The sequence below is a fragment of the Bergeyella porcorum genome (assembly GCF_042427575.1).
In the GTDB taxonomy this organism is placed as follows: Bacteria; Bacteroidota; Bacteroidia; order Flavobacteriales; family Weeksellaceae; genus Bergeyella; species Bergeyella porcorum.
Genome location: NZ_JBHMFD010000002.1, coordinates 21995 through 47517, shown reverse-complemented (window position 1 = coordinate 47517; position 25523 = coordinate 21995). Strand labels below are relative to the sequence as shown.

General features: G+C 37.0%; 23 protein-coding genes. 22 read left to right on the top strand and 1 reads right to left on the bottom strand.

Features of this window, described 5'->3' with window-relative positions; translation table 11 throughout:
• The first annotated feature begins 256 nt into the window (after positions 1–256).
• The 10 genes from ACFFUE_RS01770 (at position 257) to ACFFUE_RS01725 (ending at position 12790) form a co-directional block, all read left to right on the top strand.
• Positions 257–4612, top strand: coding sequence for a S8 family serine peptidase (locus ACFFUE_RS01770; RefSeq protein ID WP_376832301.1), 4356 nt, complete (start codon positions 257–259; stop codon positions 4610–4612).
• Between the two features lie 146 nt (positions 4613–4758).
• On the top strand, positions 4759–5433 hold the full coding sequence (locus tag ACFFUE_RS01765) for a VTT domain-containing protein (protein WP_327984418.1): 675 nt from the start codon (positions 4759–4761) through the stop codon (positions 5431–5433).
• A 125-nt stretch (positions 5434–5558) separates the two neighbouring features.
• Positions 5559–5795: an HP1242/YdcH family protein gene (locus ACFFUE_RS01760; RefSeq protein WP_376832299.1), complete on the top strand. Its 237-nt coding sequence runs from the start codon at positions 5559–5561 to the stop codon at positions 5793–5795.
• Positions 5796–5918: 123 nt separating this feature from the next.
• A complete protein-coding gene (gene typA / locus ACFFUE_RS01755; RefSeq protein ID WP_376832297.1) occupies positions 5919–7727 on the top strand; it encodes a translational GTPase TypA in 1809 nt (602 codons plus the stop codon).
• A gap of 423 nt (positions 7728–8150) precedes the next feature.
• A complete protein-coding gene (locus tag ACFFUE_RS01750; RefSeq protein WP_376832295.1) occupies positions 8151–9290 on the top strand; it encodes an acyl-CoA dehydrogenase family protein in 1140 nt (379 codons plus the stop codon).
• Between the two features lie 80 nt (positions 9291–9370).
• Positions 9371–9838 carry a pyrophosphohydrolase domain-containing protein gene (locus tag ACFFUE_RS01745; protein WP_376832293.1) on the top strand — a complete coding sequence of 156 codons (468 nt, stop codon included), beginning with the start codon at positions 9371–9373 and terminating at the stop codon, positions 9836–9838.
• Positions 9839–9844: 6 nt separating this feature from the next.
• Positions 9845–10420 (top strand): TlpA family protein disulfide reductase, encoded by a 576-nt coding sequence (locus ACFFUE_RS01740; RefSeq protein WP_376832291.1) that lies wholly within the window; start codon positions 9845–9847, stop codon positions 10418–10420.
• The gene (locus ACFFUE_RS01735; protein WP_376832289.1) at positions 10410–11018 is read left to right on the top strand and encodes a DUF4230 domain-containing protein; all 609 of its coding nucleotides are present in this window, start codon (positions 10410–10412) and stop codon (positions 11016–11018) included. Before ACFFUE_RS01740 ends, ACFFUE_RS01735 begins: the two co-directional genes overlap by 11 nt.
• A 13-nt stretch (positions 11019–11031) precedes the next feature.
• Positions 11032–12063, top strand: a complete 1032-nt coding sequence (locus ACFFUE_RS01730; RefSeq protein ID WP_376832287.1) for a threonine aldolase family protein — start codon at positions 11032–11034, stop codon at positions 12061–12063.
• Between the two features lie 40 nt (positions 12064–12103).
• A complete protein-coding gene (locus ACFFUE_RS01725; protein ID WP_376832285.1) occupies positions 12104–12790 on the top strand; it encodes an NAD-dependent deacylase in 687 nt (228 codons plus the stop codon).
• 37 nt (positions 12791–12827) lie between these two features.
• Here the strand turns inward: ACFFUE_RS01725 and ACFFUE_RS01720 are convergent, their stop codons facing one another.
• A complete protein-coding gene (locus ACFFUE_RS01720; RefSeq protein WP_376832283.1) occupies positions 12828–14180 on the bottom strand; it encodes a DEAD/DEAH box helicase in 1353 nt (450 codons plus the stop codon).
• Between the two features lie 175 nt (positions 14181–14355).
• On the opposite strand from ACFFUE_RS01720, the gene ACFFUE_RS01715 reads away from it, so the two are divergent.
• The 12 genes from ACFFUE_RS01715 (at position 14356) to ACFFUE_RS01660 (ending at position 25460) form a co-directional block, all read left to right on the top strand.
• Complete coding sequence (locus tag ACFFUE_RS01715; RefSeq protein ID WP_376832281.1) at positions 14356–14865, top strand: DUF7935 family protein; 510 nt, start codon at positions 14356–14358, stop codon at positions 14863–14865.
• Between the two features lie 16 nt (positions 14866–14881).
• Positions 14882–15493, top strand: a complete 612-nt coding sequence (locus ACFFUE_RS01710) for an inorganic pyrophosphatase (RefSeq protein ID WP_376832279.1) — start codon at positions 14882–14884, stop codon at positions 15491–15493.
• A gap of 462 nt (positions 15494–15955) precedes the next feature.
• Complete coding sequence (locus ACFFUE_RS01705) at positions 15956–16459, top strand: hypothetical protein (RefSeq protein WP_376832277.1); 504 nt, start codon at positions 15956–15958, stop codon at positions 16457–16459.
• Positions 16460–16612: 153 nt separating this feature from the next.
• A complete protein-coding gene (locus ACFFUE_RS01700; RefSeq protein ID WP_376832275.1) occupies positions 16613–16762 on the top strand; it encodes a hypothetical protein in 150 nt (49 codons plus the stop codon).
• Between the two features lie 17 nt (positions 16763–16779).
• Positions 16780–17229, top strand: a complete 450-nt coding sequence (locus ACFFUE_RS01695) for a hypothetical protein (RefSeq protein ID WP_376832273.1) — start codon at positions 16780–16782, stop codon at positions 17227–17229.
• Between the two features lie 6 nt (positions 17230–17235).
• Entirely contained in the window at positions 17236–19047 is a 1812-nt protein-coding gene (locus ACFFUE_RS01690; RefSeq protein WP_376832271.1) for a leucine-rich repeat domain-containing protein, read from the top strand.
• A 159-nt stretch (positions 19048–19206) separates the two neighbouring features.
• Positions 19207–20184, top strand: coding sequence for an acyl-ACP desaturase (locus tag ACFFUE_RS01685; RefSeq protein WP_376832269.1), 978 nt, complete (start codon positions 19207–19209; stop codon positions 20182–20184).
• A 91-nt stretch (positions 20185–20275) separates the two neighbouring features.
• Positions 20276–20707 carry a BT0820 family HAD-type phosphatase gene (locus ACFFUE_RS01680; RefSeq protein WP_327985349.1) on the top strand — a complete coding sequence of 144 codons (432 nt, stop codon included), beginning with the start codon at positions 20276–20278 and terminating at the stop codon, positions 20705–20707.
• Positions 20708–20751: 44 nt separating this feature from the next.
• Entirely contained in the window at positions 20752–21561 is an 810-nt protein-coding gene (gene map / locus ACFFUE_RS01675; RefSeq protein WP_376832267.1) for a type I methionyl aminopeptidase, read from the top strand.
• Positions 21562–21588: 27 nt separating this feature from the next.
• Positions 21589–22470, top strand: coding sequence for a GTPase Era (gene era / locus ACFFUE_RS01670; RefSeq protein ID WP_376832265.1), 882 nt, complete (start codon positions 21589–21591; stop codon positions 22468–22470).
• A 43-nt stretch (positions 22471–22513) separates the two neighbouring features.
• Complete coding sequence (locus ACFFUE_RS01665; RefSeq protein WP_376832263.1) at positions 22514–22903, top strand: hypothetical protein; 390 nt, start codon at positions 22514–22516, stop codon at positions 22901–22903.
• A gap of 148 nt (positions 22904–23051) precedes the next feature.
• A complete protein-coding gene (locus ACFFUE_RS01660; RefSeq protein ID WP_376832261.1) occupies positions 23052–25460 on the top strand; it encodes a TonB-dependent receptor in 2409 nt (802 codons plus the stop codon).
• Positions 25461–25523 lie beyond the last annotated feature (63 nt).

The following is a 25523-nucleotide window of genomic DNA, read 5'->3' as shown; positions in this document are numbered from 1 at the left end:
GGGTTTTATTATCTCGTATTTATTGGAAGGTTGATCAGAATAAAAGAGAAGATGAAGTATAGTTAGGATACTGAAAAGCTCGTTTCCAGAGCGGCTTATTATTATAGTTATTATTTAAATGTTTGTTTATTAATTAAACTAATGTTTGATTAAAATGGTATTTTATATTTATTTAATTATAGCTTTTTTTATTAAAAGTATTGTATATTTTATTTTGGTTTATTAATTTAGCAAAGTGTAATTTTAAACTAATAATATGAAAGGAAACTATTTTAGAAAGTCAACGAAGATTTTCATTACAGCAGGTTTTCTTGCCTTGTTGTCTGTGAATGCTAATGCTCAGACGGTGGAAGACAAGAAACTACTGAGAGAGAATACCAATCTGGAATCTCTAAAAGGTGTGAAATCTAAGATTAACCGTACCGTAGTTACAGAAGCAAGACTGAAAAAATTTGCAGAAGCTAAGAAAATTCCTTATCGCTTTACGGAAAAAAATGGAAAAGTAATTCAGTTGGTAGCCATTGATGGAATTGGTAATCCTATTTATCTGGCTACGAATAATGAGAGGGCGGCGATTACTTCTGGCGTTAATCTTTTGCACACAGGAGGAGACACGGGCTACAATCTTTCTGGGAAAGATGTGAAAGTGGTAGAGTGGGATGGTGGTAGAATTAGAGCTACCCATGTAGAATTGGCAGGAAAAGTAGAATTTGGGGCAGATTTAGGTGAGGTGCCATCACTTAGCGATCACGCAACGCATGTAGCTGGAACTATTTTAGCAAAAGGTGTTAATAAAAAGGCTAAGGGGATGGCACCAGATGCTAAGGTGATAAATTATGATTTTAATGATAATTTTGAGGAAATTCTTAGATCATTGGATAGACAAGAGGGGATTATCTCCAATCATTCCTATGGTTTTTTAGCGGGATGGTCTTTTAGAGGTTTAGGATATAGTTGGGGAGGAGATCCTGCAGTGAGTAGAACTACTGATTACAAGTTTGGTTATTATTCAGAATATGATGCTGTAATAGATGAAATGCTGAAATATTCGCCTTGGCATACTTATGTCTCATCAGCAGGTAATGACAGAGGAGAAGGACCTGCAAATAGACCTAATGGACAGGAGTTAGATGGAGGTGATACGGGGTATGATACTATTCCGTTTGGAGGGGTAGCAAAAAATACTATTGTAGTGGGGGCAGTAGAGCCTGTAATGAATTATACAGGGGCTAATAGTGTGAAGATGACAAGTTTTAGTTCTTGGGGACCTACAGATGATGGGCGTATTTTGCCGACTATCGTAGCAGATGGGTCTAATGTATATTCATCAATGAGTGGAGGAGATAATTTGTATGATGAAATGAGTGGAACTTCTATGGCTTCACCTGCTACTACTGGGGCAATTGCTTTGATGCAAGAGTTTGCTAAGAAGAAAACAGGAAGATTTTTCACTGCTCCATTAATTAAAAGTCTTGTAACCAATTCTGCAAAAGAAGCAGGAAACCCAGGGCCTGATTACATCTATGGATTTGGATTGCTTGATGCTAAAGCAGCAGTAGAAACCATAGATTATAAAGGGAAAACTACGGAATACAGAGAAGGAAACTTAAGCAATGGAGAGGTTATTACTCTAACCTTTAAAACCCAAGCTGGAGTGCCTTTCAAAGCTACCGTTTCTTGGAACGATAGAGCGGGTACACCAAAGGCTTTTGTTAGTGATACTACACCAAAAGATCCATCTTTTCTTAATGACCGTACTCCGAAATTGGTAGATGATTTGGATATGAGAGTAACGATGGATGGTACAGAGTACACACCTTATATCTTGGATCCTGAAAATCCTGCAAATAATGCAACTACGGGCGATAATTTCAGAGATAATATAGAGCAAATTTATATTGCTAATCCTACTACAGGTACAGTAACCCTTACTATTAGACATAAAGGAACTTTGGATGCGGCTGGGGTAGATTATGGATTGGTAGTTTCTGGTATAGCGGTAGAAAATGATTTGTCATTAGAAGAAGTGAAAGGTAATATATCCCAAACTGAACTGACAGCAGAAGCTCCTGTAATAGCAACTGTTAAGAATGTAGGTTCCACTGATTTTGGAAAATATAAGGTTCTTTTTAAAGTGAAGAATCCAGCAGGGGTAGTATTGGAAGAGAAAATTGTTGAATCTCAAGGATTGGCAATTGGTGCTTCAGAGGACTTAACAACTAGCTTTACATTTGAGGAATTATTTACATCTTATACTGTGACTGCAGAAATCATAGTAGATGAAGATACAGTACCAGGAAATAACAAAAAATATACTTTAGTAACGCCTGTAGTAGCAGATTTAAGGCAAGGTGGAAGTGTATTGTTAGAAGATTTTAATGCGGTTAATCATTCGGAGCACGCTTGGGAATTTGTAAATGTGGATCCTACAACAGCTACTTGGGAGTGGACATCTATTCCTACACTCTCTTTGGATGGTACACAAGCAGCGTATAGTTTCAATGGTGGAGGTATTGCAAATGATTGGATGTTATCAAATCCTGTGTTGCTTCAAGCGGGTTCTAGATATAAAGTTTCCTACTATACTGTGAAAAACTCTCAAAACTCTTCTAGAAATGAGAATATAGAGGTTTATGTAGGTAATGAAAAGTCTGCTGCGGGTATGGGAACTACACCACTTCATAAATACACTTGGGTGCAAAGTAAGCCAAGTGCAGTTTTTGAAAAAGTAGAGTTTGAATTTACAGCACAAACCACAGGGTTGCAATATTTTGGAATTAGACATTTTAGTGATGAAGGTAAAAACAGTTGGATGATAGGTGTAGAAAATTTCCAAGTTCAAAATATGGAAGAAGGGGCGCCTACACCAGAGTTTACATTTGAAGTTGTAGATGGTAATACGGTACTTACTAAATATTCTGATGTGAAATTGGTAAACAACACTTCATCTAATCCAGAAGTTACCAATTGGAATTGGGAAATTACACCTAATACCTATCAGTTTGTAGAAGGTGGAGCGAATAGTGAAAGCCCAGTAGTTAGATTTGATACTGAAGGGGAGTACACCGTGAAACTTAGTGCAGAGAATGCAAATGCTACAAAGTCTAAGACAAAATATTCTTACATCAATGTAGTGGCTCCTACGGTAAAAACAGGATTCTCCATAGATAGAAATAAAATAAAAACCTCTGAAAATGTTCAGTTCAGAAACTTGACATCAGGAGTGCCTTTTGCTACCGCTTATGAGTGGGTTATTACGCCAAATGAAGCGGGTGCATTTACATTCCTTGAAGGAACTTCTAAAAACTCGGAGCATTTGAATGTGAAGTTTAATAAGATTGGTAAATATTCAGTAAAATTGATAGCTACAACACCAGATGGGGATAAAGTTTCTGAAGTAGCAAATATGATAGAAGTAGATGGTAATACCAATCCTCCTCAGAATGTGATGGCTCAAAATGACCAAGCTTCCGTTAATGTATCTTGGGATGCACCTAAGCAGAGATACAGAGATTCATTTATAGACGAAACATTTGAAGGGGCGTTCCCATCTGCTGGCTGGCAAGTATTGGATGCTAATGCAGACTCTAATACTTGGCAAAAATTAAGATTGGAAAATGGTAGTTTCGTGGCGGGTGTATTCTCGTATAAAGATTTAAAACCAGTTCAAACAGATGATTATCTTGTAACTAATGTTATCAACTTCTTGCCAGAAGGGTACAATGAGTTGACATTCAATTCTTATGGGGATCCAAGCTGGCCAGATAATATGAAGATTTACTTTGTAAAAGTAGCGGATGATTCACCGTTGACAGCTGAGCAAATCAAAGCAGGAGTGAAAATCTTTGATGGGATCACCCAAACTGCTACCAGTGAGTTTAATAAAGTAAGTCTTGGTAATCACTATGATGGTACGCCATTTAGATTGGTTTTCTATAGCAATAACTATGATAATTATGTATTGTCATTGGATAATGTGAAGATTTCTGCACCAGGTACGGTAACGCAATCTGTAATGAGTACATTAGGTAATAATATTATTACAAGAGAATCACTTAGAAGAGCTGAGGAAACAGCAGATGGAGTAGTGAACTTGATGACAGCTTCTACATCGCCGAAACCAAACTGGCCTCAGATTAATACAGACTACAGTACCAATATCACGAGTTACGAATTGTATAGAAATGGGGAATTCCTTGCAAGTGTACCGTCTTCAGAAATGGTCTATATAGATAATTCTATTACAGTTGCAGGAAACTACTGCTATAGCGTAGTGGCAATTTTTGATAATATCAATAAATCTACTACTTCCGAAGAGGCTTGTGTAGATATGACTACACTATCTGCAGTAGATGTAAGCAAAGCTACTCAGTTCAATGCTTTTCCTAATCCAGTGGTAGATGTGGTGAAAGTGAAATTCGCTGAAAAGATATCTGGAAAAGCGAAAATTGAACTTTATGCTATGGATGGTAAGAAAGTACTGGAACAATCTCTATCTGAGCAACAATTGCTAGATGAAGGTGTGAAGGTGTCTCATTTCAATAGTGGTGCTTATATCTTGGTAGTTAATGATGGTACTAAGGTACATACCACTAAAATTATCAAAAAATAGATAAGATGGTCTTGTCTTAAAAGACTGTAGTATTATATTTTGGTTAACTGAAGGTTCGGGGGAAGTTTTTCTCTCGAACTTTTTATTTTATATTTCTTATTCCAATAGATAAAGTGTATTTTTGCACCGCATATTAATTATAGATAATGGAAGTTTTACAATCAGTATTAGATTTTTTTCTGCACTTAGACCAGCATCTACACACAATGATAATAGACTATGGTGTGTGGATTTATCTCATATTATTCCTCATTATTTTTGTGGAAACGGGGCTGGTAGTGATGCCATTTTTACCTGGTGATTCATTGCTTTTTGCTGCGGGTGCTTTCTGTGCAGGTGTAGTTGCATCAGAGGGAGAAGTGGCAAAGCTTAGTTTGGGATTGGTATTGGTGTTACTTTCTGTAGCAGCCATTTTGGGAGATTCTCTCAATTATTATTTGGGAGAGAAAATAGGATTAAAGGTTCTCAATTGGAAGTTCAGAGGAAAGCCAATCGTGAATCCCAAATACATAGAGCAAACCCAAGCTTTTTATGAAAAAAATGGGCCTAAAACCATTATCATCGCAAGATTTGTTCCTATTGTAAGAACCTTTGCACCATTTGTGGCGGGGATTGGCTCTATGAGATATTCCACATTTATCAAATACAACATTATCGGAGGTCTGGTATGGGTAGTAGGTTTAACGCTTTTAGGGTACTTTTTTGGTAATATTCCTTGGGTGAAAGATAATTTTGAAACGGTTATTTTCGGGATTATAGGTTTTTCTCTATTGCCAATGGTTTGGGAATTTATTAATGCTAAGTTTATTAAGAAGTCTTAAAATTCCTCTTTCTAAAGGAATAAAAACTTGCATTTAAATAAAATCTAAATTCTCTATCTGATTTGTTTCATATTGACTGGTGTGAAAATATTGAGTAACTTTACATCATAAAATTATTAAACATTATGGAAAATCATATATTAATCAACGAGTTCCCAGAGTTTGTAGAAAAAATAGCACACTTGAAAGCGAACGATGAAAAGTTTCTTAGTCTGTATGTCAATTATGAAGAAGTTAATGCACTGATACAGCATTACGAAGAGGGAGAAGTAAACCATACCACAGATGAGCATCTCACAGATTTGAGAAAAAAACGCGTTCATCTTAAAGATGATATCTACACTTATTTGAATAATAATTGATCATTTTTTCATTTTATTGATTTTATTTATAGCGGTTGCGGTATAGAGCAATCGCTTTTTTCGTAAGAGATAGATTACATTTTTCATAAAAAATCCTTACTTTTGCCCTCGTAAAATTCATTTATGCAAAACATTAGAAACATTGCGATTATCGCACACGTAGACCACGGAAAAACCACATTGGTGGACAAGATTATCCACGCTACTAATATTTTCAGAGAAAACCAAGAATCGGGAGAGTTGATTATGGACAATAATGACCTTGAAAGAGAACGAGGCATTACCATCCTTTCCAAAAATATTTCGGTAACCTATAAAGATACCAAAATCAATGTAATAGACACGCCTGGGCACGCCGATTTTGGTGGAGAAGTAGAGCGGGTTTTGAAGATGGCAGACGGGGTAATCCTTCTAGTAGATGCCTTTGAAGGGCCAATGCCACAGACGCGTTTCGTTTTGCATAAAGCATTGGAATTGGGACTGAAGCCTATCGTAGTGATTAACAAGGTGGATAAAGAAAACTGTCGCCCAGATGAGGTGCACGATAATGTTTTCGATTTGTTCTTCAACCTAGATGCTACCGAAGAACAATTGGATTTCCCTACTTTCTACGGTTCGTCCAAGCAAGGGTGGTTCAATACCAGTTTGGAACCTTCCGATAGCATTTTGCCCCTTCTTGACGGGATTTTAGAATATGTTCCAGAACCGAAAATAGAAGAAGGAAACCTACAGATGCAGATTACCTCCTTAGATTATTCCTCTTTCTTGGGAAGAATTGCCGTAGGAAAAGTAACCCGTGGTAGCGTAAAAGAAGGACAATGGATAGGTTTAGCTCAGGAAAATGGCAATATCCTGAAAGGAAAAGTGAAAGAATTGTATGTTTTCGAAGGATTGGGGAAAAAGAAAGTAGCAGAAGTTCAGGCGGGAGACATCTGTGCCATTGTAGGGTTTGATGCTTTCCAGATTGGAGATACTTTTGTGGATTTAGAAAATCCAGAGCCATTGAGCAGACTTTCCATCGATGAGCCTACACTGAATATGACTTTCTCTATCAACAATTCACCTTTCTTCGGGAAAGATGGCAAATATGTCACCTCTAATCACTTGAAAGAAAGATTAGAAAAAGAATTGGAGAAAAACCTCGCATTGAGAGTAGAGCAGACCGATGATGCTAATACTTTCTTGGTCTTCGGGCGTGGTATTTTGCACCTTTCTGTTTTGATTGAAACAATGAGAAGAGAGGGCTATGAAATGACCATTGGGCAACCACAAGTTATCTTGAGAGATATCGATGGTGAGAAATGTGAGCCTTACGAAACAATGGTAGTAGATGTTCCAGAGGAATACGCTTCTCGTGTTATCGATTTGGCTACGCAGAGAAAAGGCGACCTTCACATAATGGAAACCAAAGGCGAAATGCAGCACTTAGAGTTTGAAATCCCATCTCGTGGATTGATAGGCTTGCGTTCGCAGATGCTAACAGCAACGGCAGGGGAGGCAATTATGGCTCACCGTTTTTCAGAATACAAACCATTTAAAGGAGCCATCGCAGGAAGAAATAATGGTGTTTTGATTTCTAAAAACCAAGGACAAGGTACGGCTTACTCCATCGAAAAATTGCAAGATAGAGGGCGTTTCTTTGTAGATCCAGGTGAGGAAGTTTACACAGGGATGATTGTAGGCGAGCAAAATAAGCCAGGCGACCTTGTAGTGAATATTGTAGAAGGAAAACAGCTTAATAATATGCGTGCGGCAGGTAAAGATAAAGATGGTAACATCGCTCCGAAAATCCTAATGTCTTTGGAAGAATGTATGGAATACATCCAAGCAGACGAATGTATAGAGGTAACGCCTAACTTCATCCGTATGCGTAAGAAAATTCTTGCAGAGGAAGATAGAAAGCGTGCCGAAAGAATGGCAAAATCAGAATAATATAACGCATAACTTGCAAGCAATAACCAACAAAAAAACGCTCAGTAATGGGCGTTTTTTTTCTTCCAACTTGAGAAAGAGTTTCTATATTTTTTGAGGAAAAATTCCTATTTTGTTTTTTAAAAGGAGGGAGGAGTAGGAAAGGTGCTTTTATTTCAAAAATTTCTTCTATCTTAGCAAGGGTAAGTTTTAGGTTAAACGCACGAAATTATATTTTGAAGATACTTGATGAATATACATATTGAATATACATATTGAATATCAGTTTATTATATTTTAATCTTGATTACTTTTGTAGAAAGTGACGAAAATACAAATCGTTAGTTATTAGCAATTTATAAATTTCGTGCGTTTAGCCTAAAAAGTAATTTGATTTTTTAATTTCAATAACAAATTTTTCCTATATTTGGGCAAACGATATTTATGAATACAGAATTGAATCACAACCTGCAAATGATAGCAGAAACAGCGAGAGACTTTGCTGAGAAGAATATCCGTCCTAACATTATGGAATGGGATGAAAGCCAAACCTTTCCAATAGATTTATTTCATCAGTTGGGCGAGATGGGATTTATGGGAATCGTAGTACCAGAAGAATATGGTGGCTCGGGCTTAGGATACCAAGAGTATGTTACCATTTTGGACGAGATTTCTCAAGTTGACCCTTCTATTGGGCTTTCCGTAGCTGCACACAACTCACTCTGTACTAATCATATTTATGAATTTGGGAACGAAGAGCAAAGAAGAAAATGGCTTCCTCAGTTGGCTTCGGGCAAGGTGATTGGTGCTTGGGGACTTACGGAGCACAACACGGGGTCAGACTCTGGAGGAATGAGTACTACAGCGGTGAAAGATGGTGATGAATGGGTACTGAATGGTGCTAAGAACTTTATTACGCACGCTATTTCTGGAGATATTGCGGTGGTAATGACCAGAACAGGAGAGAAGGGAGCTAAAAATAATTCTACAGCTTTCGTTTTAGAAAAAGGAATGCCAGGTTTTACTTCGGGCAAAAAAGAAAATAAACTGGGGATGAGAGCCTCTGAAACGGCAGAACTTATCTTTGATAATGTGAGAGTACCAGATTCTCACCGTTTGGGAGAAGTAGGAGAAGGCTTTAAACAAGCGATGAAAATCCTAGATGGTGGTAGAATTTCCATTGCTGCACTCAGCTTGGGTATTGCTCGTGGTGCTTACAAGGCTGCATTAAAATACTCTTTGGAAAGACATCAGTTTGGCAAGCCAATCAATCAGTTTCAAGCGATAAACTTTATGTTGGCAGATATGGCTACGGAAATAGATGCTGCAGAATTACTCATCAGAAGAGCCGCTACAATGAAAGATGCTAAACAAAAAATGACCAGAGAAGGAGCAATGGCAAAACTTTATGCCTCTGAAGCGTGTGTAAGAATTGCGAATAATGCAGTGCAGGTTTTCGGTGGCTATGGTTATACCAAAGATTTCCCAGCAGAAAAATTCTATAGAGATTCTAAGCTATGTACCATAGGAGAAGGGACTTCTGAAATCCAAAGATTGGTCATTGGTAGAGAAATTTCAAAATAAAAAGATTTTAATTTTAATCATAAAGCACCATAAATTGTGGTGCTTTTTTTATATTTGCTCAATAATTTAAAGTACAATTAATGGAAAAAATAGATAGTTTAAATCAAGTGGCAGCGTTTCATAAAACCTTTAATGCTCCTATTTTAGATACTCCGCAGATACCTTCCGCAGAGCGTTGTCAGCTAAGAGTAGATTTGCTTCAAGAAGAGTTGGACGAATTAAAAAAAGCCATTGAAGACCATAATATTGTAGAGGTAGCAGATGCTCTTTGTGATTTGCAATATGTATTAAGTGGTGCCGTGTTAGAATTTGGTTTAGGCAAAAAATTTGTTGAACTTTTCAATGAAGTGCAGCGTTCTAATATGTCTAAAGCTTGCTCTACACAAGAGGAAGCCAATGAAACCATAGCATTTTACCAAGCTAAAGGTGTGGAAGCTTATTCAGAGGTTTCTGGGGAGAAAATTAATGTACATAGAGTAGCAGATGATAAAGTTTTAAAAAGCGTGAATTACTCTCCTGCAGATTTAAAATCAATCATAGAAAAATAAAAAATAATGAGAATTATTAAATTTTTAAGCGTTGCGATAGTAGCGTTTTTATCATTATCTTCTTGTGAAACTCATAAAGTAGTGGTAAATAGGGAAGTGGAAAGCCAACGCGATGGGAAAATGCTTTTAGGACAACAAACGCTAGAGCAATTTCAGAAAGAACCTTATAGCCAGTGGTATAACACAGAATATTCTCAATATCAAATAGATGAAGTATCCGTTTCTGAATTGAAAAAAGAGAAGTTGAGCAGCCATCAAATCACGGTTTTCTTAGGAACTTGGTGTGATGATAGCCACAGAGAATTTCCAAGGCTGATGAAGATTTTAGATGCGGCAAAGTATCCTACCAATAAGCTTACCATCATCGGTGTTAATAGAAAGAAAGAATCGCCTAATGGTGAAGAAGGATTGTATAATATCCAAAAAGTACCAACCATTATTGTAAAAAAATATGGTAAAGAATTGGGTAGAATTATAGAGTATCCGCAAAGTGGCTATTTAGAAAAAGATATTTTAGAGATTATAAAGAAAAATGACACTTCTGTTGGAGATTTATTAAAAAAGAAAAAAGGTGAAAAATAGAAGTATTGTTGTAGGTTTTCTTGCAGGAGTATTGCTTATGGGAGTTTCATTTTTTGTAATAAAAAAACTGACTTCCAAAGATGAATCTATGCGAAATGATGTTTATATCATTACCAATCAGATTAAAAGAATGAACAAGATGGTAGTGGTAGAGCAGGATTTTTCTGTTATGCAGAAAACCAAGATGACAACGCAGCTTCTGGGAGGATTACTTCCTGATACTGAAAAGCAAATCATCACTTTCACCAAAACCAATGCACAGGTATCTTATGATTTGAACCAAATGAAATTGGAGGTGGATAGCATTGGTAAAAAATTGATTATCCGCGAGCTTCCCAATGCAGAAATTAAGATTATTCCAAGTGTGGAAATCCAATCCATAGACGATTCTTTTTTGAATAGAATCAGTGAGCAGGATATCAAAAGAATACAAGACAATGCCAAACAAAATGCTATAAAATCTGTAGATGAAACCCGCCTCAGAAACGAAGGCAGACAGCAATTGATAGAAAATCTTAATCAGATTTTTATTTTGGCAAAGGCTCTTAATTATACCATAGAAGATAAGACGGGGGAGATAGATATGAAGAAACTTTAAACCCATATCATTAATGAAATATTCTTTTAAAAATGATTATTCGGAGGGATGCCACCCCAGAATATTAGAAGCCTTATCAAGGCATAATATGAGCCAACAGGTAGGATACGGATTGGATGAGTTTAGCCAATCCGTGGAAACAATCATCCAAGAAAAGACCCAATGCTCGGTAGCTAAGGTCGATTTGGTTTCGGGAGGAACACAGGCAAATCTCATTGTGATTTCTTCCATTTTACGCCCTTATCAAAGTGTAATTTCGGCAACAACAGGGCATATTTTCACCAATGAAAGTGGAGCTATAGAGGCTACTGGGCATAAAGTACACGGGGTAGAAACGCCTCACGGAAAGCTTACACCAGAACATATTCAGGAAGTGCTGGATAGCCATACCAATATTCCCCATCAGGTAATGCCCAAGTTGGTGTATATTTCCAATTCTACAGAGATAGGCACCATCTATACCCGAGCAGAACTAGAAAAATTGTCCCTTTTTTGTAAAGAAAAAGGATTGTACCTCTTTATGGATGGAGCAAGGCTGGGACACGCCCTCACGGCGGAGCCTAATGACCTAACCTTAGAAGATATAGCACATTATACCGATGTGTTTTATCTCGGAGGAACTAAAAATGGAGCTTTGATAGGAGAGGCTATTGTAATGACCAACCCTAAGTTGCAAGATAATTTTGGTTTTCATATCAAACAAAAAGGCGCAATGCTTGCCAAAGGAAGACTTTTAGGAATTCAATTTTTAGAATTATTGCGAGATGATTGGTATTTAGAACTAGCAACTCACGCCAATCGGCAAGCAATGAAGCTCAAGAAAGCGTTTGAAAGTTTGGGGTACTCATTCTTAGCAGATACTTATACCAATCAGATTTTTCCAATTCTGAAAAATTCGGATATAGAACATCTATCTCAATATTTTGATTTCTACGTTTGGAAATCCATTGATGAAACAACATCTGCCATCAGGCTTATCACTTCTTGGGCAACCCCCGATGATGCGGTAGCACATTTTATTGAGGTTTTGAAGAAGGGGAAGTAAAATTTGTTTAAAATTATTAAATTAAAGTAGAAAAAATCCAATGAAAAAGAAATTAGTGGTTTTATCAGGTGCGGGTATTTCTGCCGAAAGTGGCATTAGTACTTTTAGAGATGCTGATGGACTGTGGGAAAATCACCGAATAGAAGATGTAGCGTCTCCAGAAGGTTTTGCTAAAAATCCAGAATTGGTTTTAGAGTTTTATAACCTTAGACGCAGACAGCTAAAGGAAGTAATGCCTAACGATGCCCATAGGATTTTGGCTCGGCTAGAGCAATATTTTGATGTGCATATTATTACTCAGAATGTGGATGATTTACACGAGCGGGCAGGCTCTACACAAGTGCTTCACCTCCACGGGGAACTGCGAAAAGTGCGTCCTATTGATTCTGAAAATAGAGTCATACCTTGGGAAGAAGATTTACATTGGGGCGATGTAGATGATAATGGCGTTCAGCTTCGTCCGCATATTGTTTGGTTTGGAGAGGCGGTGCCAGAGATGGAGACTGCCATTCGCACCGCTTCGGAAGCGGATATTTTTCTTGTTATAGGGACATCCTTGCAAGTGTATCCCGCAGCAGGTTTGCTGTATGATATCCCCGCAGATTGCCAGCTTTTTGTGATAGACCCACATCTCCCAGAGCAGTTCAAAACCTCCAAAAACGCATTGCAGATGACCGCTACGGAGGGAATGAAAATATTGGAAAAAACTTTATTACAGTACAGATAATAGGAAACCGCATCATTACAGAGTGCGGTTGATTTTGTTATTTTTTCCTTTTGGCTTTTGACTTCGCCTTCGCTTGAGCTCTATTGCCTCCAGGCTTAGACTTAGGTTGCTTTCTTTTATGAGGACCACCCAGATTAATTTTTTTATTCTTATCCTTTTTCTCGTGAAAGGCTCCACCGCCTTCTTCTAATTTTACGATATTAGGATTTTTCATCTTCACTTCATCCTGCTCAGACGCTATTTTCTTAGGATTGATTTTTACCTCTTGTGGAAAATCCAAGAGCGTAAGCTCTTTATCCATCAAAACTTCAATGTCTAATAGTAAAGCTTCTTCCTTTTTGGTAACAAAAGTGATAGATTTACCATCTTTATCCGCACGCCCCGTTCTACCAATTCGGTGAATGTATTGTTCTGGAATTTCAGGAACTTCAAAATTGATAACATGGGTAATGTTAGAAATATCAAGCCCTCTTGCCATTACATCGGTAGTGATGAGTCCTCGGATTTCTTCATTTTCAAAGGATTTCATCGCTTTGAGACGATAGTTTTGAGATTTATTGGAGTGGATGACATCAAACTGCTCTGGGAACAATTCATTGATGCTATTGAATAGCAAATCAGCGTGTCGTTTATTATTGTTGAAAATTAATATCTTAGAAAGGTCTCCATCGGTTTCTAATAGGTGCTTTAACAAGTTGATTTTAGTATTAAAATTTTCAACTTTATAAGCGGTTTGTTCTATTTTTTCCAATGGCGTCCCCGATTTTGCCAAAGAGATTTCTATTGGATTGGCAAAATATTCATCCAGCATATCATCTACAGCTTCGGTCATTGTCGCAGAAAAGAGAATGTTTTGGCGTTTTTCTCTCATCATTTCGAAGATGTGAGTGAGCTGTGGGCGGAACCCTAGATTGAGCATTTCGTCAAATTCATCAATGATGAGTTTCTGCACTTCTTTGAGGGTAATGGCATTATCTATGGCTAAATCCATCACGCGTCCAGGTGTTCCCACCAAAATATCACAACCATTATCAAATAATAGTTTCTGGGTATTGATATTTTTACCACCATAGACCCCTATAATTCTAGTAGTAAGGTTCTGGGTTAGTTGTTCTAAAATTTCGGTAACCTGTACCACGAGTTCTCGCGTAGGTACAAGAACTAACACGGTAGGGTTGTTATTTTTATTATACTTCCACATTTTCAGTACAGGAAGGAGATAGGCGAGGGTTTTCCCAGTACCCGTCTGGGCAATTCCCATAATATCTCTCCCTGAGAGTATTGGTTTAAAACTTTTTTCTTGAATAGGAGTGGGTTCAAAAAGTTCTAAATCTGCCAATACATCAAGAATTTTTTCTTGTAAATCAAAATCTGCAAAAGTGGTTTTCATCAATTTAATCTTAAATATTAAAGGCGTGGGAACGCATATTTCTGCAAAGATACGGTTTTGAGATTTAAATATAGAGATAAGAAGGATGAGCATTGGATAAAATCAGAAAATAGGATGGCAAAATGGGTGTGATTTATTAAAAATAATTAGTAATTTAGCCACCCGAATTTTTGTAATGGATACAACGATAATTTTTTCTGCTTTTGCATTATTGATTTTAGCATTTTTAGTGCTTCTGTTTAGGCAGTTTGTTTATGCTTATATTAGATTGAAAGAGAAAGAATTGCAGATTTTATCATTGAAATCGGGAGGGCAGCACAAGTTGCAAGCGTATGAAAGGATGACCTTGTTTTTAGAAAGGATAAAGCCTTCTAATTTGGTAAACAATTTTGATAAAGATTTGAAACCTCACGAGTTTTTATTTCTAATCAATAAAAGTATTAAAGAAGAGTTTGAATATAATATTTCTCAAAAGTTGTATATTTCTAAAAATTCTTGGCAGAATATTGTGAATTCTAAAGACAATGTTTTGCAGTTGGCTCGTAAAACTTATGAGCAGTTGGGCAACAATGCCAATTTGGAAGATTATAAAACTTTGTTTTTGATGAACTACATCAATGGAGAAGATTTTATTACCCAGACCACAGAAGAATTAAAAAGAGAAGCATTAGTATTAAGCAATTAAAAAAAAATAGAATATAATGACACCGAAATTTAAAGCCCATCCGTGGCACGGCATTTCTGCGGGAGAAAAAGCTCCAGAAGTAGTAAATGTTTTTGTAGAAATAGTACCATCAGATACTATTAAATATGAGATTGATAAAGAAAGTGGTTTCTTAAAGGTGGATAGACCACAGCAATTTTCAAACATCATCCCAGCATTGTATGGGTTTGTTCCAAAAACTTATTGCGATGAGGAGGTGAAAAAACTTGCCATAGAAAATGGCTCTACCGATGTAGAAATGGGAGATGCAGACCCACTAGACATCTGTGTTCTTAGTTCACACAACATCCACGCAGGAGATTTCTTGATGGAAGCTATTCCTATCGGAGGGTTTAAAATGATAGATAAAGGCGAAGCCGATGATAAAATAGTCGCTGTAATGGTAGGCGACCACGCTTTTGGACACATTAGAGATATATCTGAGCTTCCAGAGGCTGAAGTAAAGAGATTGAAGCACTACTTTCTTACTTATAAAAATTTACCAGATGAGCCTGCAAAATGCAGAATAGATGATATCTACGGGGCAGACCACGCAAGAAAGGTTATCAATGCCTCTATGAAAGATTATGAAACCGAATATGGTGCATAGTTTTAGATTAGTATCAAGTTTCAAAGGCCTCTTTTTGAGGTCTTTTTTTATTGTGAGTTTGTCTCCATTACCAGCTGTATTGTTTTTCAAAAAATCAAGATAAGCTCTTATTCATATTTTTTACATAACCGAAAATTTTATTATCTTTATCGCATCATTTTTTTTGATAAAATAATGTTTTTACCTTTTATAAATTTGCATAAATCTTTGATTTTCCGTATCTTTGAGATGCGAAAGCGTTCAGCGTTCAGCGTTCAGCGTTCAGCGTTCAGCGTTCAGCGTTCAGCGTAAAATTTAGGGTAAATTTCTTTTATAGAATAATGAAAAAATCCATTTCGGAGGCATTGGGTCTTCGGAATGGATTTTTTTTGTTTAAATCCCTCGTCTCTGCGAGGTTATCCTTTTGTAGAGAGGGGAAATCTTAAACTTCAAATGTCAAATTAACATTTAATTTTATAAAAAATGAGCATTAGTAATCTAAACAACAGTCATCTAAGTGATGAACAAATCAAGGCAATCAGCGATGCTTTGGCACAATTAGAAACGGCTATGCAGAGCCTATCCATCAACCTAACTCCAGAAGACCGCAACAAATACGGCAGGGTAAATGAGCAGAACAAGCTTTTTATCCACAAAACGAGAGATTATGCCCAAACCCAGCCGAACCTCCGCACACCAGATGTGGATTGGGAAGAGTTTGAGAAGGATTTCAAGTCCAGAAATTTCTTGGAGCAAGTTATCAGTAGGCTCAATAATCTCTCTATCAGATGCAACAACTCCAAAATCTTTCACGATTTTGATAACTATCAGGATAGCCTTTCAGACTATGCCTACACGCAGTTTAAGGCGAAGAGTAAGGCAGTGGGGTTTGAGCAGAAGTACGAAGACCAAAAGCAGTTTTTTAAGCGACCGAGAAAGGGCAACCAGCCAACGGAAGATAAAAATAACCCTACGGAAGGTGCATAAAACCCAAGAAAAGACCTTGGAGACCCTCCGAAAGACCTTTTAGAGGATTAAGAAGACTAAAATGGTCTTATAGAAGACCAAAAAGGTCTTTGATAAGATGAAAAAGGTATCCCAAAAGACCGCAGAAGTGATACGAAAGATAAAAAAGGTTTTATGAGAGGTCTTGGAGGTCTTTTGGATGGTAAAAAAGCCCCTCCGAAAGGTGAATATTATCTACCGAAAGGTATAAAAAGAACAAAAACTGCTATCCGAAGAGCGGAAAATAAAAGGTGGAACCCGAAAAGCCAACGAGTAGGGAAATAATTTTAATATTTTTTATAATGAAAACATTTTTAATACAAGGCAGAGCAGGTACAGGAAAAACCACCTTATGTGGTTGGATAGAAAAATGGTTATTGGAGCAAGGATATACATTTGTCTTTGATTCCCGAGAAAAGGAATTTCCAGAATATGAATATGATTTTTTGGCAGTGTATGAAAAAGATGGTAAGAAAACTATCATTAATACTTGGAGTGATACTAAAACATCTGCGGAGTATCTTTCTGAAAAATATGAGGAATACAAACCTTTTGATACCATTATCACGGCTATAAGACCATATGATTGGAATAATAGACTACATCTTTGGCTGAAATGGACTTTTATCAGTGATATTACCGAGGATATAATCATAGATTTGGATATACTGAGAGAGCAGTGTGAAAAACCTGAGACCTTTGCAAAAGAAGTCTTGGAAAAGGAATTTATACCAAAATTTTTAAATAACTAAAAAATAATGAAAAAAATAATTACAATTTTAACAATGGCGGTTATGGGAACTGCCTACGGACAAGCCGATACGGATATAGTAAATATCCCTGATGCTAATTTTAAGAAAGCATTGGTGGAAAATACCTCTATTAATACCAATGGAGATACAGAGATTTCTTATGGTGAGGCAAGGGATTATACGGGGAACATTAATGTAAGTAAGAAACAAATCAACACTCTTGAAGGTATAGAGGCTTTTGTGAATGTAATAGGATTGGATTGTTCTGGAAACTCCTTGCATAGCCTTAATTTGAGTAAGAATACAGTATTGCAAACATTAAATTGTGTTGCTAACTATCTTGTGCAATTAGATGTAAGTAAGAGTGTAGCATTACAAGAATTGATATGTTATGATAACAGCCTTATGAGTTTAGATGTAAGTAAGAATACGGCTTTACAAAAACTAGTGTGTTATAAAAACCAACTCACCAATTTGGATGTAAGTAAAAATACAGTTTTAAAAGATTTATCTTGCTATGAAAACCAACTTACCAATTTAGATGTAAGCAAAAGTACGGCTTTGCAAGAATTAGTGTGCCATAGTAACCAACTGACGAGTTTGGATTTAAGTAAGAACACTGCTTTACAAAGATTAAATTGCGGCAATAATCAACTCACCAATTTGGATGTAAGTAAAAATACAGTTTTAAAAGATTTATCTTGCTATGAAAACCAACTTACCAATTTAGATGTAAGCAAGAACACAGCTTTAACAAGTTTAGATTGCTCTTATAACCAACTTACAAATTTAGATGTAAGCAAGAATATGGCTTTACAAAGACTAGTGTGCTATAAAAATCAACTAACTAATTTAGATGTAAGCAAGAATACGACTTTACATTACTTAGAATGCTCTCGTAACCAACTTATAAATTTGGATGTGAGTAAAAATAAAGCTTTGAGTAGTTTAGATTGTTATGATAATCAACTCACGAGTTTAGATGTAAGCGGTGCCACGGCTTTAGGTTTTTTACAATGTCATAATAACCGACTTACAAATTTGGATGTGAGTAAAAATAAAGCTTTGGGTTGGTTGAGTTGTGGTGATAATCAACTAACAAGTTTAGATGTAAGCAATAACACAGCTTTACAAATTTTAGGTTGTAGTAATAACCAACTAACGAGCTTAGATGTAAGTAAGAATACAACTTTGACTAGTTTATATTGTGATGGTAATCAACTTGTAAATTTAGATGTGAGTAAAAATAAAGCTTTGATCGATTTATATTGCAATGGTAATCAACTTAAAAATTTGGATGTGAGTAGGAATACAGATTTAAGGGAGCTGAATTGTTCTAATAACCAACTTAAGAAGTTGGATTTGGCTAAAAATACAATTTTGGAGAAATTAAATAGTTCTAATAACCAACTTATACAACTTAATTTAGCAAATGGAAATAACAAAAGGCTACGCTACGCTGAAATGAATGGTAATAATAATTTAACGTGTATTCAGGTAGATCGTACAATTTTTTCTACTGCTAATTGGAAGAAAGACTCCCACGCTTCATACAGCGATAACTGCAACTACCCAACCCTCTCTACCACAGAGATAAAAGCAGAAAACCATCTGCAAATCCTCAACCCTGTAAAGGAAAACCTCACTATAAAAATCACTGCCAAAGTAGAGAAAATAGAAATCTACAACACGGCAGGGCAGTTGGCAAAGGTATTGTTCAAAGGTAATACTCAAGTGCAAGATTTAGCAAAAGGCATATATATGGTAAAAATAACCACAGACGAAGGCGTTATTACACAGAAAATCATAAAGCAATAAGCCAACACAAAAAAGCAACCCCACAAAGGTTGCTTTTTAGATTAGAAAGTGTATCTAGAATGGACTAAATACATTAAATTCCGTTTAGTTTACAATTTATACTATGTATTAAATAATAATTTTGTACCTTCGCCCAATGAAATCTAATACAAAGTCAAAATGTACAACAAGCTCGTAAGATTAGAGGTGATGAAAACCTTAAGTAAGGAAGTTAATTCTTTCATAGATAGTTATTTAACGCCAGTAGAAAAAATTTGGCAACCTTCAGATTTTTTGCCAGATACCACTTCAGAAAATTTCACTTATGAGCTTCAGGAGTTGCAACACTTCGCCCAAGATATGGACTATGACCTCTTTGTAACCCTCATTGGCGATTGTATCACCGAAGAGGCATTACCGAGCTATGAAAGTTGGATAATGGGGATAGATGGCGTAGAACAAGAGGAAGGTAATAGCTGGAGCCATTGGGTAAGATGCTGGACGGCAGAGGAAAACCGCCACGGCGACCTTCTCAATAAATACCTCTACCTATGCGGAAGAGTGAATATGAGAGAGGTAGAAATTACCACGCAATATTTAATTCAAGATGGTTTTGACCTGGGCACCTCAATGGACCCTTACCGCAATTTTGTTTATACCAGTTTTCAGGAGACCGCCACCAATATTTCGCACAGAAGGGTTGGGACTTTCGCCAAACAAAGTGGCAACAAAAAATTGGCTAAAATGTGTGCTGTGATTGCAGCAGATGAAGCAAGACACGCCAAGGCCTATAAGCATTTTATCACCAGAATTTTTGAATTAGACCCATCGGAGATGATGCTAGCCTTTGAAGATATGATGAGGAAAAAAATTGTGATGCCTGCCCATATGATGAGAGAAAGCGGACAAAAAGCAGGCGAACTTTGGTCGCATTTTTCAGATGCTGCCCAGCGTTGTATGGTTTACACCGCACAAGATTATATCGATATTCTTAAAGGATTGCTAGAGGATTGGAAAATAGAGCATATCTCTGGTCTGAATGAAAAAGCCCAAAAAGCCCAAGAGTTCCTAATGAAGCTCCCAGCAAGGTTGCAAAGAATTACCGATAGAATAGCAACGCCAGATTTGGAATATCAATTTAAGTGGATTAAAAGCTAAGTGAATACCACACTTCATAAAGGCCTGTGAAACATCTCGTGTTTTTCAGGCTTTATTTTTGTATCTTTGTCGGTAAAATAGAAGAATTATGATGAAAAGTAATAAAAAACTGGCAATAGACTTTGATGGTACCATTGTGGAAGATGCCTATCCAGGGATTGGAAAAGCCAAAACATTTGCCTTTGAAACTTTGAAAAAACTTCAATCAGAAGGGTATAGACTCATTCTTTGGACTTACAGACACGGTAAAACTTTGGATGAAGCTGTGGAATTTTGCCGTAAAAATGGAATAGAGTTTTATGCCGTTAATTCTAGCTTTGAAGGAGAAGTTTTTGATGGTAACACGGCTTCCAGAAAACTTGATGCAGATTTATTCATCGATGATAGAAACTTAGGGGGATTCCCAGGCTGGGGAGAGGTCTATAACATCATCAATGAAAAAATAGAATTCCGAGTAGAAGGAAAAGAAGTTTTGCCATATTCCAAACTGAAAAAAGAAAAGAAAAAAGGACTTTTTTGGTAAAAATCAATTAAACTGAAAAAACCTTTTAGGATAAAAATTTTAGAATGATTCAACTCAAAACGATAGAGGAACTTCGCTTAATGCGAGAAAGTGCTCAGTTGGTTTCCAAGACTTTAGGAATGGTAGCCAAGGAAATAAAACCAGGTGTAACCACCAATTATATTGATAAAATAGCAGCAGAATTCATCCGTGATAATGGGGGCGAACCAGCTTTTTTAGGAATGTACGGATTTCCCAAAAACCTATGCATCTCACCTAACGAAGAAGTGGTACACGGAATCCCCAATGATAAACCATTGAAGGAGGGCGATATTTTATCCGTAGATTGTGGCGTTTATATGAATGGGTTTTATGGTGACCACGCTTATTCTTTTGAAGTAGGAGAAGTAGCCCCAGAAACCAAAAAACTTCTAGAAGTGACCAAAGAATCTCTTTACAAAGGCATTGCCCAATGTGTGAGAGGAAAACGTGTAGGGGATATCTCTAATGCCATACAAACCCATTGCGAAGCCCACGGCTATGGCGTGGTGAGAGAATTGGTAGGGCACGGCGTAGGGCGAAAAATGCACGAAGACCCACAGGTACCCAACTACGGAAGAAAAGGCAGTGGAAAAGTGCTAAAAGATGGTATCGCATTGGCGATAGAACCAATGATTAACCTCGGAACACACGAAGTGATATTTCATAAAGATGGCTGGACGGTTACCAGCAAAGACAATACGCCATCTGCTCATTTTGAACACAATGTGTGCATTATTGCAGGGAAACCCGTTTTACTTTCGACCTTTAAATACATCTATGAAGCTTTAGGAATAGAAAGTGATGAGGAAGCACCTTTTACAATGGATTTTTAAAATCATAACCTATAAATATTTATAATTTTGACAACACATAAAGCCGGATTCGTAAATATCGTGGGAAAACCTAATGCAGGAAAATCTACCTTGCTCAATCAGTTGATGGGAGAGAAACTCGCGATAGTTACCCGAAAGGCACAAACTACAAGGCATCGTATCTTTGGGATTTATAATGAAGAAGATCTTCAAATTGTATTCTCAGACACCCCAGGCGTTTTGGAACCGAAGTACGAGTTGCAAGAGAAAATGATGGATTTTGTGAAAGATTCTTTACAAGATGCCGATGCTTTTCTCTTCATTGTAGATATTACGGACAAAACCGAACCGTCTGAATTTCTCATAGATAAGCTCAATAAAATCCCTGTTCCGGTGCTGATTCTCATCAATAAAATAGATGCGTCTAATCAGCAAGATTTGGAAGCGGTGATTGAATTTTGGCATCAGCAAATTCCGAAAGCGGAGATTTTGCCAATTTCTGCTTTGGAAGGTGTTAATACCCAGCTGATTTTACCAAAGCTAAAATCTCTGATGCCAGAAAATCCGCCTTATTATGATAAAGACCAGTTTACGGATAAGCCAGAGCGTTTCTTTGTCAATGAAGCTATTAGAGAGAAAATCCTTCTAAATTACGAAAAGGAAATTCCATACTCTGTAGAGGTGGTTACAGAACTTTTCAAGGAGCAAGAAGGCATCATTTTCATTGATTCTATCATCTATGTAGAGCGAGATACACAGAAAGGAATCCTCATAGGACATAAGGGGGAAGCCATCAAAAAAGTAGGTACACAAGCCCGACTGGACTTAGAGAAGTTTTTTGATAAGAAAATCCATCTTAATCTTTTTGTAAAAGTGAAAAAAGATTGGCGTAAGAACGAGCGGGATTTAAAAAACTTTGGGTATAGATAAAAATAGAAAGAGGTGTTTATTAAAAATGCCTCTTTTTTAATGGATGTACCCGAGGTCTGTCTTGCAAAAAACGCCTAAAAATCGTACTTTTGCAGGGATGAATTTTCTTTGGAAACATAACCATCTGTTTAAGAAATCATTGGTGTTGGCTATGGTTAGTCTTTTTCTGTGGGCTAACTATGGTGTTCATTATACCTCACTTCATCAGCATCACGAGGTAGAACATTCTGAAAAAGGACAAGGGAAAGCGGCTAATGATTGTTCGGTCTGCTTGTTTCAAACTTTGATTTATGAACCATCGGTTCAGACGTTTTTTTATCTTTCAGAAATCAAAATACAAGATGTTTATTCCGTTCCTTTTTATAAAGCATCAGCCTTTCTTTCAGATGCTTATTCTATTTCTTTTTTAAGGGGACCACCCATCAGATTTTAGATTTTCAATTTGTTTTTAAGCAATAAATCAATCTTTTTAGAGGGTTGAAGCATTGCGTATGGTTTTATTCCATCAAGATTTATTGATGGTCTTGCATAGTGATGGTTTAAAATCTAATCATTACAATCTAAAATTTAATTTTATTTTAATGAAAAATAGATATATCGCCCTTGCTGTTTTAGCAATGGGAAGTGGGAATGTGTTTGCACAAGTTTCTAAAAAAGATACACTAACAACGCAAAACATTCAGGCTGTTACCATTATCGGGAAACAGAACAAGTCCAAGGCTATTACCTCAATTTCTAGAGATTACCTAGATGTAATTAAAAGCAATACCCTTGGGGAAACATTGAGTAAAATATCTGGTATTCAGAACAATTACTATGGTCCTAATGCAGGAACGCCTATGATACGGAGTCTTGCAGGAAATCGGGTTAAGATTCTTAGAAATGGCATTGCGATGAATGATTTGTCTGGAATCAGCCCAGATTATAATGTGGATTTCGATGCAGAAAGTACCCAAAGGATGGAGGTTTATAAAAATTCTGCGGCAGTGTTATACGGAGGTAAGGCCATAGGAGGGGCTGTTAATATCCAAAATAGGAGCCTCCCCGTTCAACGGTTTGATAGCAGTGCTTCCGCCACCTTATTTTTAGAAGGTACTTCTAATGATGGTTTCCAGCAAAGCCTAAAAGTAGAAGGCAATGTAGGAAAAAAGCTCAGTTGGCATATCAGTGCATCTGCCAGAGATAGAGATTTCGTGAAAATTCCAAATGAAACGAAATCAGACTACTGTAGAGACCTACGGGTGGTAGGGTTTAGCTCCATTATGCAAGCGATGTGTCAGATGAATGTGGTTTCTGGGCATCGGCTGAATGTAACGTTGTTTCCGTATCTCAATCAGTTTGTGCTAGATAATATTGATAATCCTGTTTGGGAACTGAGCGAAAATGATAAATACACCTTTGAAGCTCAATATTTTGATAGAGCCACAATGTCTTATAAAGATAATCCTAAAAATCCACTCTATGTAGCAGGACAAGACCCCGAAAAAGACCGCTATATTTCTTATGTAGAAAGCATTAATGACTGGGTGAAAACCTCAAAAGGGAGAATGCCCAACAGCCACGCCGAGAAGCGAAGTGCTAATCTTGGCATAAGCTATATAGGAGATAGATTCTATACTGGCATTGGGTATGAAGGTCATTATTCTTACTATGGTATTCCTGGGTACGCTTATTATGGGGAAGTAATGCATCGCCATAGCCACGGGAGTAACGACCATTCTAATGATGAAGTATCCACCATTCTTTTACCTATCAACATTGATTTGAGAAATCATCGGTTTATTTCCGAATCAGGAATGCGTTTTTCGGATTTTTTTATAAAATCAATGAAGCTAAAATATGCTGGACAGTATAGTGAAAACACAGAGCTTCTGGGAGATAAACATGCCAATTTGTTCAAAATCAATCAACACGGCGTTCGCTGGGAGCTAGAGCAGCAGAAAAGGTCTTTCCTTTCAGGAACTTCGGGAATCGACTTTGAATACAGAAAAATGGAAGGTAGCGGAAAACATCGCTATATGCCCAATTCCCTTAGCAAAGAAATCGGTTTTTTCACCTTGCAGCATCTTAATTTTCATTTTCTAAGTCTAGATTTAGGCTTTCGTCACGATGAAGTTGTGAGGGAAGCATTACCCAGCACAGGCTATGTGAAGGGAAGAGGAAGAGCTGGAGGAAATTTGCAAAAAAGATTTTTCGGATTGAATCAGTTTAATATTTCAGCCCGATGGAATGTCTTTAAAAACTATTACATCAATGCCCGTTTTAATCATTCTGAGCGAGCCCCTGAAGTGAATGAACTCTACACGGGTAATGACCATTTCGCTTTGCTCATTGAGGAAAATGGAGATGACCAGCTGAATAAAGAGCAAGCCACCGCCTTAGAATTGGGTATAGGGGTAGATTACAAAAATCTAAAAATATCGGCTTCGGTTTATAGTACTTATTTTCAGAACTATATGTATCTGGGGCATACAGGCATCACCAGAAATGGCTTTGTGGTAAGAGAATGGCGGGCAGGGAATACCCAAGTAGAAGGTGTGGAAGCCAATGTCGCCTATCAATGGAAACTGAATGAAAATGCCGCCATAGAACTGACAGGTTTCTTTGATTGGGTAAGAAATAAAAATACTTCGGACGATGAATTCCGAAAACGTACCGATGGAGATTTTATGCCTAATATGCCTACAAGCCGATTGGGTTTGGGTATATCGGGAGCCATTCATCGGTTTACCGCAAATATCTCTTGGGATAAGTATTTGGAACAAAAATATTTAGGCAGAAATATAGATGTTGAATTACCAATGCCCGCTTATCACTTGATGAGTGCAAGGCTATCTTATCGTGCAAAAATAAGCAAAATGCCTATGGAATTTTACCTCTTTGGAACCAATCTCCTCAACGAAACGGCACGCCCTCAAAATTCTCTTTTGAAATACATTGCACCACTCCCAGGGATTAATATTGGTCTGGGTGTGAAAGCAACGCTTTAAAAAGCAAATCAATAAAATTGAATTAAAACAATCAGGAAAAAAATAAAAATTTATAAAAATCAT